The 12,778-nt window shown below is 42.0% G+C and carries 13 protein-coding genes; 9 read left to right on the top strand and 4 right to left on the bottom strand.

Going from position 1 to position 12,778, the window contains the following annotated elements; genetic code table 11:
- Positions 1-405: 405 nt before the first annotated feature.
- On the top strand, positions 406-1,230 hold the full coding sequence (locus ACTWP7_RS06500) for an inositol monophosphatase family protein (RefSeq protein ID WP_443122488.1): 825 nt from the start codon (positions 406-408) through the stop codon (positions 1,228-1,230).
- 15 nt (positions 1,231-1,245) lie between these two features.
- Here the strand turns inward: ACTWP7_RS06500 and ACTWP7_RS06495 are convergent, their stop codons facing one another.
- Positions 1,246-1,428 (bottom strand): DUF5325 family protein, encoded by a 183-nt coding sequence (locus ACTWP7_RS06495; RefSeq protein ID WP_014643065.1) that lies wholly within the window; start codon positions 1,426-1,428, stop codon positions 1,246-1,248.
- A 123-nt stretch (positions 1,429-1,551) separates the two neighbouring features.
- On the opposite strand from ACTWP7_RS06495, the gene ACTWP7_RS06490 reads away from it, so the two are divergent.
- Complete coding sequence (locus ACTWP7_RS06490; protein WP_443122487.1) at positions 1,552-1,920, top strand: YlaH-like family protein; 369 nt, start codon at positions 1,552-1,554, stop codon at positions 1,918-1,920.
- A 54-nt stretch (positions 1,921-1,974) separates the two neighbouring features.
- Here the strand turns inward: ACTWP7_RS06490 and ACTWP7_RS06485 are convergent, their stop codons facing one another.
- Entirely contained in the window at positions 1,975-2,178 is a 204-nt protein-coding gene (locus ACTWP7_RS06485) for a YlaI family protein (RefSeq protein WP_087946069.1), read from the bottom strand.
- Positions 2,179-2,317: 139 nt separating this feature from the next.
- Between ACTWP7_RS06485 and ACTWP7_RS06480 the strand changes: the two genes are divergently transcribed.
- Entirely contained in the window at positions 2,318-2,605 is a 288-nt protein-coding gene (locus ACTWP7_RS06480; RefSeq protein WP_014643067.1) for a hypothetical protein, read from the top strand.
- 28 nt (positions 2,606-2,633) lie between these two features.
- Here ACTWP7_RS06480 and ACTWP7_RS06475 read toward each other — a convergent pair whose 3' ends face one another.
- Both ACTWP7_RS06475 and ACTWP7_RS06470 read right to left on the bottom strand, forming a co-directional pair.
- Positions 2,634-3,218 (bottom strand): YhcN/YlaJ family sporulation lipoprotein, encoded by a 585-nt coding sequence (locus ACTWP7_RS06475; RefSeq protein WP_443122486.1) that lies wholly within the window; start codon positions 3,216-3,218, stop codon positions 2,634-2,636.
- Positions 3,219-3,293: 75 nt separating this feature from the next.
- Positions 3,294-3,788, bottom strand: coding sequence for a hypothetical protein (locus tag ACTWP7_RS06470; protein WP_443122485.1), 495 nt, complete (start codon positions 3,786-3,788; stop codon positions 3,294-3,296).
- Between the two features lie 86 nt (positions 3,789-3,874).
- On the opposite strand from ACTWP7_RS06470, the gene glsA reads away from it, so the two are divergent.
- The 6 genes from glsA (at position 3,875) to coxB (ending at position 12,742) form a co-directional block, all read left to right on the top strand.
- Positions 3,875-4,804 (top strand): glutaminase A, encoded by a 930-nt coding sequence (gene glsA, locus ACTWP7_RS06465; protein ID WP_014643070.1) that lies wholly within the window; start codon positions 3,875-3,877, stop codon positions 4,802-4,804.
- Between the two features lie 84 nt (positions 4,805-4,888).
- The gene (locus tag ACTWP7_RS06460; protein WP_041601302.1) at positions 4,889-5,170 is read left to right on the top strand and encodes a YlaN family protein; all 282 of its coding nucleotides are present in this window, start codon (positions 4,889-4,891) and stop codon (positions 5,168-5,170) included.
- A gap of 154 nt (positions 5,171-5,324) precedes the next feature.
- Positions 5,325-6,518: a putative lipid II flippase FtsW gene (gene ftsW, locus ACTWP7_RS06455; RefSeq protein ID WP_443122484.1), complete on the top strand. Its 1,194-nt coding sequence runs from the start codon at positions 5,325-5,327 to the stop codon at positions 6,516-6,518.
- Positions 6,506-9,949, top strand: coding sequence for a pyruvate carboxylase (gene pyc, locus ACTWP7_RS06450; protein ID WP_443122483.1), 3,444 nt, complete (start codon positions 6,506-6,508; stop codon positions 9,947-9,949). Before ftsW ends, pyc begins: the two co-directional genes overlap by 13 nt.
- 714 nt (positions 9,950-10,663) lie before the next feature.
- Positions 10,664-11,602, top strand: coding sequence for a heme o synthase (gene cyoE / locus ACTWP7_RS06445; RefSeq protein ID WP_443122482.1), 939 nt, complete (start codon positions 10,664-10,666; stop codon positions 11,600-11,602).
- Positions 11,603-11,677: 75 nt separating this feature from the next.
- The gene (coxB, locus tag ACTWP7_RS06440; RefSeq protein WP_443122481.1) at positions 11,678-12,742 is read left to right on the top strand and encodes a cytochrome c oxidase subunit II; all 1,065 of its coding nucleotides are present in this window, start codon (positions 11,678-11,680) and stop codon (positions 12,740-12,742) included.
- Positions 12,743-12,778 lie beyond the last annotated feature (36 nt).

The raw sequence follows: 12,778 nt of genomic DNA, 5'->3' as shown, positions 1-12,778 counted from the left end.
TTATTCAACTAAAGGGTCATATAGTTGAAGACTCAGTTTCGAGATATTTTATGAGAGGAAAGGTTCTGCGGGGGCTGATTCGCTTTCCGCGGCCCTGCACGACGCAGGGTCGTTCGACGTTGCCACACGACTCCCGTGGGAGAAGGAGCTAGGCGAGACCCCACTGGGAGTGATAACCACCGAGGAGGCTTGCCAGTTCCCCCACAGGAAAGCGAGTTATTTCCCAACCAACCCTTTACCATTTAGAGTAACGGTCCCATTTAACTCGAAATGGAATCTTACACAAATGGGAGCTTATCTGTGAAGATCAACGTAGATATACTTTAGCTTTAGAGGTAAATATGTGAAATAAACCACCGTGATTTGATATGATAGAAACCATCTGATGCAAAGGAGTATGAGAAAATGGATATACAAAGAAAAGAAGAGCTTTTTGAACAAGCTAAGCAATGGATATTGGAAGCAGGCTCCCATATTCGCGACCATATCGATGCTCCAAGGTCGATTGAGACGAAATCGAACCCTAATGACTTAGTAACGGAAATGGATCAGCAGACAGAACAGTTTTTCGCCGATAAAATAAGAGACAACTATCCCGACCATTTGTTATTAGGAGAAGAAGGTTTTGGGGATTCTCTTGAAGATTTAAAAGGAACCATTTGGATTGTTGATCCAATAGACGGTACGATGAACTTTGTTCATCAAAAACGAAATTTTGCGATCTCGATTGGTATATATGAAGATGGGGTTGGAGAGATTGGGCTGATTTATAATGTTATGGAGGACGTGCTGTATTCAGTTAAAAGAGGACAAGGAGTCTTTAAAAACGAAAAACAGCTTCCTGAGCTTAACGATTCGAGACCACTCAAGGAATCCATTCTTACATTAAATACCACGTGGTTGATTCCTGAAAATCCACATGTGGAGCATGAAAGCATTCAGGAATTAGTTAAGACCATTCGGAGTACACGCTCTTATGGTTCAGCTGCTCTTGAATTAGCCTTTGTAGCCGAAGGCATTGTGGATGGGTATTTGACTATGACACTGATGCCGTGGGATTATGCGGCTGGTGCCATTATGGTACAGGAAGTAGGCGGAACCGTTACACGTGCGGATAAGGGTGAGCTTGATCTTTTAAATTCAACCACTGTTTTAGCATGCCGCTCCAATATATATGACGAAATTATCGATGATTATGTACAGCTCAAAACAAAAGAAAGCGACCGCTAAAAGGGGTCGCTTTTCTTATGCATTCAGTTTTCTTTTTAATCGTAATCCAAAACTCATAATGATAAAACCGAGTAAAAAAAAGAAGCCGGCGAGCCAGAAATTTTCCTGGCCAATGGCAAAGCCTACAGAAATAAATGATAGTATGACGAAGAAGGCTAATACACCCATGTTCATTTGAAAGTTCTTCAACAAGTTCACCCCTATTCAAAAGTTATTATAAAGGATTTGTCCAAAAAATGAAAATTGTTGAATGGGTAGCTTCTTTAGATCGTATCTAGTATCATAAAATACAAAATAGAGGAGAATACGAGGAGGAACATCATGGCAGATAACACAACATTGACCGTCCCTGGTGATTTATGGCCGATCGCTGATTTCTTTTTTCAGGGCCTCGGCAATGAAGTCAATATGAATGATGAATCGGAAGTAGGGATGTTATTTCGTTCCTTTCTGCTTTTATACTTAACCACTGTAATTCTGGCTATTATTACATTTAAATTGGGTTTTGCCAGGAAACTGCCGCTTATGAAAACGGTAGTTGTTTATGCGGTACTAATTATCGGCACTTTTCTGTTGACGTTGATTTTAGGTTTGAACCTGCCCCTGCCAGAAAGCTTAATGGTAGCTGCGGTGATCATGGGTGTTTACAGGTTGCGCCTGCACCGGGAACGAAAAGAGAAACAATCCTAAAAAGGAAGGCTCCCCATCTATCGGGAGCCTTCCTTTATTATTAGTAAATATCAACTATGGAAGATGATGTTCTTTTTTTCTTTCACGATTGAAGCGGAATTGACCGGTAGCCAGCCGTTTTTTTGTGTTTTCTTCAATACGGTCGTGGCAGGTCTGGCACATATAAGTGTGAATCCGTCTGTTTCTCAATCGTTTAGCTTGCAGACAGTAACTGTCAATTTTCTCAATGTTGTCGCAAATAACGCACTGTACACGCACAATTCTCACCTCAATACTGACTATCTTAGTGACTATCATAACATATTTGATGGATATAAGTGTAATTTTATCCGTTTTCATGTTTGAGTTTTACATGGAGGGGAAAGGTTAAATACAAGCAGTAGAAAGGATGGTTATTGTGAAAAAACGTTGGATTTATACCGCAGTAGGAGCCGTTACAGGAGGTGCGATTGCTTACTTTATGAAAGATGAAGAGAATAGGAAGCAAGTCGTGGACAAGGCTAAATCAGTAAAAAGTAACTTCGGTCAAAAAGATGACCTGCCTGTAGAGGAAGCCGGTAGACCTGAAGAAACAGCAGACCATGATAATGCGAAGATGGTGTCTGAAGGTTCTCAGTTTGGTGTCCAATACTACAATGAGCTGACAGAGAAAGAGAGAGAAATCTTAGAAAAAAGTAACAGCTAAATCCTTTAAGGATTTAGCTGTTTTTCTGTCACTGTTCCCTGGATTGTTCTTTTTCAATTTGATTCAGTTTCTTATTTTCATTCTTAGGGATTGACTCCTGGTTAGGATTAGTAGGCGGAGTGTCATTGGCTGGACCTTCCGGCATGTAACGAGCAACGATCTGGCTAAGTTCATCGGTCACAGCTTCCACTGGATGACCCTGGGACATTTTCTTGCCAAGGCCGCGCAAGCGTTCTACCCCGTCAGCGTCAGCTATGACAAGCGCTTGTTTTCCGTAAGGGTCGTGCTTAAGAGCTTCTGCGACAGAATATTTTATAACACCCACCCTGGAACGATCCAAATCTTTGTCTACGTCCACTCCTACGGCTACATAATTGCCTAATACGATGGCTGTAGCATCATGAACATCAGGGACTTCAACGGCGAGGTTCGCCAGACGGCGGGCAATTTGCTGACTGGTCATATTTTTCCGCTTAATGGGATCAGAATCGCTGACATATTGAAATTCAGAATCCCCTTGTCTTTCTTGTAAAAGAGATTCTTCGTCATTTTGCTGACACGCTGCGAGGAGCAGCAATAGAACTGCAATTAATAATTTTTTCAATTGGCACACCACTTTTTAGTTCTAGGTTGCGTTTTAACTGAAAAATTATACAAAAAAGGACAGCTGAAAAAGCTGCCCCATTCTTTATTTCATTACGATTTTTTTAATTCCTTTGATTGGATGGGAACGGTTAGAACCATCGTTAAAATACAGATGTACCGGCCCATTTTCCTTCAGTGGTTTTCCTTCTTCGGCGAATAGAAGGACTGATTCAGCAAGCTGATTAGCAGAGATAGTCTGTTCGCCTTCATCCGTCACAAGGGCCGCTTCCTTCACTTCTGAGTCTGGCTCACTAGTATGAAGAAAAGGTTTTAGTGGCATAAGAAATGTACCTTTTAATATTTGTTCTTTTTCCTGACGGCGTATGCTTTTATTGACGGGAGGGTTCAGCTTCTGCTGGTACACTTCCCTGGTGAATCGTAAAGACTTTCTTTTTATTTCATCTTCTTCTTCCTCTTCGGCTTTTGCTTTCTCAGGGTGAAATACTTGATCGAATGTCATTTTACGGTCATCAAATATCCAAACTGTAGGATCTAGAGTGATTGGAAATTTAACATTTCCTTGTATTTGAACAATCATGGATGCAGCCACCTTTCATTTATAAATCATCCATCCAAATCATAGCAAAAAATGAAGTCGATTTCATTAAAAGGAGGTCTTTTACAATGAATAAAGAAATCACTACAGAAATTCTTGAAGAATGGTTAGAGAACGTCAGGCCGTATGCCTATGATGGGCAGGTGGCTGATTATATTCCTGCATTGTCCAGACAGAATCCAGAAGAACTGGCTGTTGCCATTCATTATATAGATGGAAGTTCTATCCATGCCGGGGAGATTGAGGCAACTTTCACCCTTCAAAGTATTACGAAGGTCATCTCACTGGCTTTAGCATTAATGGATAATGGCGAAGACTATGTATTTGATCATGTCGGGATGGAGCCGACAGGCGATCCGTTCCATTCGATATATCGATTAGAGCAGCTCCCTTCCAAGCCTTTAAATCCTATGATCAACGCTGGAGCTCTTTCAGTTACACACATGATTCATGGTGATACTCCGGATGAAAAGGTGGGGCGTCTTCTCAGTTTTGTCCATGAAATGACGGACGATCATACAATCGGATATAACGAAGAGGTAGCAGCCTCTGAATTTGAAACGGCCTTCTTGAATCGTTCTCTCCTTTTCTATATGAAGCAGCATCAGATTGTTACTGGCAGCGTAGAAGAAACGCTCGATGCTTATACAAAGCAGTGTGCAATCGAAGTGAATGTTCCTCAGCTTGCAAGGATTGGCGCTCTATTTGCCAATGAAGGAAGAGATTTAGACTCCGGCCGTCAGATCATTCCTAAACACTTTGCACGGATCTGTAAAACGTTTATGGTTACTTGTGGTATGTACGATGCTTCTGGATCATTTGCGATTAAAGTGGGTATGCCTGCTAAAAGTGGTGTGTCCGGGTCAGTGGTGGCTTCTCTTAACGGATTCGGCGGAATTGCTGTATATGGTCCAAGCCTTGACGAGAAGGGGAATAGTGTCGTAGGGCTCAGACTTTTGGAACTATTGTCGAATCGTTATGATCTGTCAATTTTTTAATTAGATAAGCTAATTGAATCTTGCAATTTTCCTTCCCAGACGATAATATTATTAAAAGAATGACTGTAATGGGAGGGGATAATGATGTTGTCTGATGTGGCTGTGGATCATCGTGAGAAAGCCTACGCCCTTCTAAAAGAAGACGCTGATAAGATTTTAAAATTAATAAAAGTACAGATGGACAATTTGACTATGCCTCAGTGTCCACTTTATGAGGAAGTTTTAGATACACAAATGTTCGGTTTATCACGCGAAATCCATTTCGCTGTCCGGTTGGATTTGATTAGCGAAGAGGAAGGTAAACAAATATTAGATAATTTGGAACAACAACTAAACGTCTTACATGAGGCTGCTCAAAGATCATGAATGGACAAGCTCAAATTGCGACAAGTTCTGTTGTAATTTGAGTTTTTTTTGTAAAAATGAGCGTGAAGCTCATACATATAGAAATGAAATGTCAGACAAGAAGGATTTTTGCAGTATGAAAGAGAACAAATATATAAAGTAGGGATGAATAAACATGATTCGACATTTAAAAACGTATGATTTTAGCTTATTATTTGCCCCTATTGCTTTGGTAGCTTTCGGCACCGTCATGATTTATAGTGCAAGTATGGTTTATGGACCGATCCGGTTTGATGTTGCCAGTAACCACTTTCTAATCAAACAGCTGCAATGGTTTGGAATTGGTCTGTTTCTGATGATTATCGTTTCTTTAATCCCTTACCGGCACTGGAAGCGCCTGTCGAAGCTCGCAGTACTCCTCATGATTCTATTACTTGGAGGCTTATTTTTCTTTGGGTCTGAAGTGAATAATGCTGTGTCCTGGTATAATTTAGGGTTTATGAACTTTCAGCCGGCTGAGTTTGTTAAAGTTGGGCTGATTATTTACCTTTCTTCTGTGTTTGCAAAGAAACAACGGTACATTACCCATTTTTCAAAAGCCGTCGTTCCACCGCTTATTTTAACGAGTGTGATCCTCGGGCTGATTATAAGACAGCCGGATATTGGTTCAGCTGCTGTTATCGGATTAATTGCGAGCCTTATCATTATGAGTTCTGGGATTCGTGGAAAACATATATTGTTTTTAGTTGGTGTAACGGTCGCCATCCTTGTGGTAGGCGGTTCGCAAATGGTAACAGATGAACGATTGGAGCGCTTCTCAGGAGCTTATCAGCCTTTTGAGTCACCAGATGAGGATGGCTATCATTTGATACAATCTTACGTAGCCATTGGAACTGGAGGACTACTGGGTGAGGGGATCGGCCAGGGGGTCCAGAAACTGGGCTACTTACCAGAACCTCATACTGATTTCATTATGGCTGTGATTGCAGAAGAGCTTGGGTTTATTGGAGTCGCAATTACTGTGGGACTTTTAGGGCTGATTGTTTTAAGAGGGCTTTATATTTCTTCAAAATGCCGTGATGCATTCGGTGCACTGCTCGCCATTGGCATTTCTTCGATGGTTGCGATACAGACCATGATTAACCTCGGAGCCATGAGCGGACTATTGCCGATTACAGGAGTTACACTTCCATTTGTAAGCTACGGAGGTTCATCTCTGATCATTCTCATGTTTGCGATCGGGATCTTGAATAATATTGCCCGGACTGTTAAAGCGAAGGAAGAAGAGGACGAGGAGTACGAAGTGCCTGAGCAGACGAGTACGAATCGATACAGGACTAATGGAGGAGTGAGGTCGTGGCAGAACTAAGAAAAATTAATAAAGTATTAGTAGCGAACCGCGGAGAGATTGCTATCCGAGTTTTTCGGGCATGTACCGAATTAAATATACGAACGGTAGCGGTTTATTCTCAAGAAGACACTGGCTCCTATCACCGCTATAAAGCGGATGAAGCCTATCTGGTAGGAAAAGGAAAAAAACCAATTGATGCCTATCTCGATATTGAAAACATTATCGAAGTTGCTAAAAGCGTCGGAGTGGATGCGATTCATCCGGGGTACGGTTTTCTATCGGAAAATATCGCTTTTGCCCGCAGGTGTGAGGAAGAAGGACTGATCTTTATCGGGCCGACAAGTGAGCATTTAAATATGTTCGGCGATAAAGTAAAGGCCAGAGATCAGGCTGTGCAAGCAGACATAACTGTAATTCCGGGAAGCGATGGACCTGTAGACGGATTGGAAGAGATTCGTGCATTCGGCGATCAACATGGCTATCCGCTGATGATCAAAGCTGCTATGGGCGGAGGTGGACGAGGAATGAGGGTCGTCCGCAGTGCTGAAACCCTGTCAGAATCTTATGACAGGGCTCGTTCCGAAGCCAGGGCAGCCTTTGGCAGTGATGACGTTTATGTAGAGAAGTTGATTGAAGAACCGAAGCACATCGAAGTTCAGATTATCGGGGATCATGAAGGAAATATCGTTCATCTGTATGAAAGAGACTGCTCGGTGCAGCGCCGTCACCAGAAAGTGGTCGAAGTGGCACCCAGCGTTTCTTTAGATGAACAGTTACGAGAAAAGATCTGTCAAGCTGCCGTGCAGTTGATGGATAACGTAGGGTATATAAATGCAGGAACCGTAGAGTTTCTAGTTACAGGAAACGAATTTTATTTTATAGAAGTCAATCCGAGAGTCCAGGTGGAGCACACCATTACGGAAATGATTACGGGAGTCGACATCGTTCAGACTCAAATCCTGATAGCTGAAGGTCATGCTTTACATAGCTCAGAAGTAGCCATTCCTCACCAGGATGAAATCAGAACACATGGATATGCCATTCAGTCACGAGTTACGACCGAGGATCCGCTTAACAATTTCATGCCGGATACCGGGAAGATTATGGCGTACCGGACCGGAGGAGGCTTTGGTGTACGTCTCGATGCAGGAAATGGGTTTCAGGGTGCTGTCATCTCTCCTTACTACGATTCTCTGCTCGTTAAATTATCAACATGGGCACTTAATTTTGACCAGGCTGCACACAAAATGGTCCGTAATTTAAAAGAATTCAGGATTCGGGGCATCAAAACGAATATCCCTTTCCTGGAAAATGTGATTCAGCACAAGCAATTCTTGAACGGTGAATATAATACGATGTTTATCGACCGTTCTCCTGAATTATTTGTGTTTCCCAAACGAAAAGACCGAGGGACCAAGATGTTGTCCTATATAGCTGATCGAACCATCAATGGATTTGAGGGCTATGGAAACCGGAAGAAGCCCACCTTTCATAATCCAAGAGTACCAAATCTCAAATACTCAGAATCTATGCCGATAGGCACAAAGCAGATCCTGGATGAGAGAGGGCCGGAAGGTTTAGCAGAATGGCTGAAGGAACGTCCTGAAGTATTATTGACGGATACCACTTTCCGTGATGCTCATCAGTCTCTTCTCGCGACAAGAGTCCGGACGAAAGATTTAGAGAATATCGCGGAACCAACTGCCCGTCTTCTTCCCCAGTTGTTTTCACTGGAAATGTGGGGCGGAGCTACGTTTGATGTATCCTACCGCTTTTTGAAGGAAGACCCATGGGAGCGATTGCTTAAATTAAGAGAACAGGCACCTAATGTCCTTTTCCAAATGTTGCTGCGTTCCTCCAATGCTGTTGGTTACAAAAATTATCCGGATAATCTGATCCGTGAATTTGTTGAAAAAAGTGCCAATGCAGGTATTGATGTGTTTCGTATATTCGATAGTCTTAACTGGGTGGAAGGCATGAAGCTGACCATTGATGCTGTGCGTCAGAACAATAAGGTTGCGGAAGCTGCTGTCTGCTATACCGGGGATATTCTGGATTCCACAAGACCTAAATATGATCTGGAATATTACAAGAAAGTAGCGAAAGAGTTACAGGATGCGGGCGCGCATATTTTAGGGATCAAAGATATGGCAGGACTTTTAAAACCTGAAGCTGCTTATCAGCTAATCTCCACTCTTAAAGAAACCATTGACATCCCGATTCATCTGCATACACACGATACAAGTGGTAACGGAATCTTCACCTATGCTAGAGCCGTAGAAGCAGGAGTAGATGTGGTGGATGTAGCTGCAGGACCGATGGCAGGTTTAACTTCACAGCCAAGTGCAAACAGCCTGTACTATGCGCTTGAAGGAAGTGTAAGAAAGCCTGACGTTGATATCCAGTCGTATGAAAAGCTTGGGCACTTCTGGGAGGATACGAGAAAGTATTATGCTGATTTTGAAAGTGGCATGATGGCCCCTCATACAGAGGTGTATGAACACGAAATGCCGGGCGGACAGTATAGTAACCTTCAGCAGCAGGCTAAAGCAGTAGGGTTAAGTCCCCGCTGGGATGAAGTGAAAAAAATGTACCGCCGTGTGAATGACATGTTCGGTGATATTGTAAAAGTGACGCCTTCTTCAAAAGTCGTGGGAGACATGGCGCTTTACATGGTTCAAAACGGTTTAAATGAAGATGATGTATATGAACGTGGTGATTCTCTTGATTTTCCAGACAGTGTAGTGGAATTTTTCCAAGGTTACCTTGGCCAGCCTTACGGAGGATTTCCTGCAGAGTTGCAGCGCATTGTTCTTAAGGGCAGAGAGCCCCTTCAGGTTCGACCGGGAGAACTCCTGGACCCAGTAGATTTCAATAACCTGAAAGAGACTTTATTTCATTCACTTGATCGTCAAGTGACAAGTTTTGATATGATCAGCTATGCCCTTTATCCAAAAGTTTTCATGGATTATCAAAAATTCACAGAGCAGTATGGAGATATGTCCGTACTGGATACGCCTACGTTTTTTTATGGAATGCGCCTCGGTGAAGAAATAGAAGTGGAAATTGAACAAGGGAAAACGTTGATTGTAAAAATGGTTTCAATAGGTGAAGCGCAAGTGGATGGGACAAGAACCGTTTATTTTGAGTTGAATGGTCAACCGCGTGAAGTAGTGGTGCGTGACGAAAATGTTAAAGCCACTGTTCAAAAGCGTCCTAAAGCAGATAAATCAAATACAAAGCATATCGGCGCCAGTATGCCGGGAACGGTTATTAAAGTAATTTCTGCTCAAGGTGAAAATGTGAAAAAAGGTGACCACCTGATGATTACGGAAGCCATGAAAATGGAGACGACCGTCCAGGCTCCATTTGATGGTGTAATTAAGGATATTTATGTGGAGAATAATGAAGCTATTCACGTAGGTGACCTATTGATCGAATTTGAGTAAAATAGCTTGGACGATCTGCCTGTTTGCTAAAGGCAGATCGTTTTTTGATGTCTACGTAGGTAACAGAGTAGATGCGAACAAAGGAAGCCTGTACTTATTATTAGTGATCATAAACGAAAGTTTGTACGTTTTTGGCATATTAAATATGTAGGTTATTAAACTAAAGGGCCGGAGTGTGTAAGCCCCGATTTCGAGATATATCGTGAGAGGAATCGTCCCCCGGAGGACCTTCCGCTTCTTCAATGTCTCGAAAATGAGTCTTACGCAAGCGGGAGCTTTACTCTGAAATCACTTTGAGAGATCGTAGCTATAAACTGAACTTATAGACCGGGGGATCTTTAAAAACCATTCCCGAGATGTAATATTATTTTTACTTTTTATAGACGAAACCTTGCATTCCGGTCTGGAATTTGCTAGAAATAAATAGGTGGATGACAATCGTCAAGAAATAGTCAATAAATGTAAACCTATAAAGACCATCTGTACGTTACAATAGGTATAAACGTGGGATTTTGGCCTGTGAAAGATGTCACAGATTTGTCACAAATTAATAAAAATCTATTGTTTAAATAGATAGAAGGCTAATTCCATGATACAATTACCTTGATGTTTCTTGACCTCAGAGGATTTTACAGTCAGAAACAGCTCTTAACTTTACGCTCGCCAGAAGATGTAAAGGAAGTGTAAAGAAGGTAGAAGGAGGAGGATATTACGATGGACAACCCTAGAACAGTCGAATCCGCTTCTACAGACATGATTGGGCAGACACCTGTCCGTGAATCTTCAATGTTAGCTGATATAAAGAGTCTGATTAAAGTAGGTATCATCAATTCCAATTTAATAACAACATTTGCAGGATTCTGGCTTGCTTTGCATTTTACAGGATCTTCTTTTATAGACCACTGGGTCACTTTCTTGTTGACCATGGCCGGTACTGCTTTAGTAATAGCGGGCGGCTGTATTATTAACAATTGGTATGATAGAGATATCGATCCGATTATGTCGCGGACAAAGAATCGTCCGACCGTGACCGGAACAATGTCATTATCTCTCATTAAAGGACTCGGAATCAGCACCTCTCTTCTTGGGGTTGTGGTTCTGTTATTTACCACGGTAGAAGCCGCGCTCTTTGGAGCGTTTGGATGGTTTGTTTACGTCGTACTCTATACGATGTGGTCTAAGAGACGGTACACCATTAATACGGTGATTGGAAGTTTCTCAGGTGCTGTACCTCCATTAATCGGCTGGGCAGCTATCGATCCTGGACTTCAGCTTGAAGCGATTATCTTGTTCCTAATCATGTTTATATGGCAGACGCCTCATTTCCTGGCATTAGCGATGAAGAAAAAGGAAGACTATAAAGCAGCTGGTATTCCTATGCTTCCTGTCGTACATGGTTTTGAAATGACGAAGCGTCAAATCGTGATTTATGTAGCGTGTCTACTTCCGCTGCCGATTTATCTGGCTTCTTTAGGCAGCATCTTTTTAGTTATTGCCTTCACGCTGTCAGCGGGCTGGCTGGTACTTGGCATCTACGGGTTCTTTATGAAAGATGATTACAAGTGGGCTACATGGATGTTTGTTTATTCTTTGAACTATTTGACAATCATGTTCTTAATGATGGTTGTAGTTACACTGCCGTTTCCTTTTTAAAGTACTGACTCAATTTTTATTGAGTCAGTTCCTTAATAAATAAAGTACTATACAAGAGAAAGAGAGGTATCACTTATGAGAGGTTGGATGGGAAAATTCCGTACTCTGGCGCTGTTCGGAGCTCTTACCTTAATCCTGTCGGGTTGTGGTGTAGATAATCTTAGTGCCTTGAAACCTAAGGGTTACGGAGCGGAATTATTATTAGATCTTATGATGATCAGCATTGCGATCATGATTTTTGTATTCGTTATCGTAATGGCCATTTATGCGTTTGTTCTTATTCGTTATCGAGAGAAGAAAGGACAAGAGAACATTATTCCAAAGCAGACGGAAGGTAATAAAGCACTGGAAGTAATTTGGACAGTAATTCCAATTATATTACTTCTTGTATTAGCTGTGCCTACCGTGCAGGCTACTTTTGAACTCGCGGATCAGTCGTCCCAAGAAGATGAAAGCGCTATGACGATTGAAGTTACCGGAAATCAGTATTGGTGGCACTTCAACTATCCGAAAGAGGAAATTGCCATAAGTCAGGAGATGTACATCCCTACAGGGGAACGCGTATACTTAAATCTTAAATCCAGTGACGTTATTCACTCTTTCTGGCTGCCTTCAATTGCCGGAAAAATGGATACAAATCCTGGTGAGAACATGAACACGATGTACTTAGAAGCAAATGAAGAAGGAGTTTATTGGGGTCATTGTGCAGAACTGTGCGGTCCTTCCCACTCTTTAATGGACTTCCGGGTCGTAGCGGTCAGTCCTGATAAATTCGAACAATGGAAAGAAGACATGCAGAACGTAGATCCTGAAGCAACACCGGAGACTACTTCAGCTCAAGAGGGGCAGGAATTATTTAATAATAACTGTATGAGCTGCCATGCGATTGGAGGATCCTCTGCAGGGGTAGGTCCAAACCTTACGAACTTTGGAAACCGCGAGAAAATTGCCGGTATATTAGAACCTTCCAAAGAGAATTTGGTGAATTGGATTGTGCACCCTGATGAAATTAAGCCAGGCAATAACATGCCGGCAAACCTTGTGTCAGAAGAGGAAGCGGGTAAAATTGCCGACTATTTACTTCAACTTAAGCATTCAGATGTAGGTAATGATATCCCAACACAAAATACAGATAAGTAAGTTAATATTCAAAAATTGAGAAAGAGGTTTGAAAAG

The sequence above is a fragment of the Halobacillus sp. B29 genome, assembly GCF_052246755.1.
Classification (GTDB): domain Bacteria; phylum Bacillota; class Bacilli; order Bacillales; family Halobacillaceae; genus Halobacillus; species Halobacillus halophilus.
This window is presented reverse-complemented; position numbering and strand designations above follow the sequence as displayed.

Coding starts and splice junctions, on each gene's coding strand:
- ACTWP7_RS06500 (WP_443122488.1), top strand. CDS start 406: ATGGATATACAAAGAAAAGAAGAGCTTTTTGAACAAGCTAAGCAATGG.
- cyoE (WP_443122482.1), top strand. CDS start 10,664: ATGGACAACCCTAGAACAGTCGAATCCGCTTCTACAGACATGATTGGG.
- ACTWP7_RS06470 (WP_443122485.1), bottom strand. CDS start 3,788: ATGATTGTTCAAATACAAGGAAATGTTAAATTTCCAATCACTCTAGAT.
- ftsW (WP_443122484.1), top strand. CDS start 5,325: ATGATTCGACATTTAAAAACGTATGATTTTAGCTTATTATTTGCCCCT.
- glsA (WP_014643070.1), top strand. CDS start 3,875: ATGAATAAAGAAATCACTACAGAAATTCTTGAAGAATGGTTAGAGAAC.
- coxB (WP_443122481.1), top strand. CDS start 11,678: ATGAGAGGTTGGATGGGAAAATTCCGTACTCTGGCGCTGTTCGGAGCT.
- ACTWP7_RS06490 (WP_443122487.1), top strand. CDS start 1,552: ATGGCAGATAACACAACATTGACCGTCCCTGGTGATTTATGGCCGATC.
- ACTWP7_RS06460 (WP_041601302.1), top strand. CDS start 4,889: ATGTTGTCTGATGTGGCTGTGGATCATCGTGAGAAAGCCTACGCCCTT.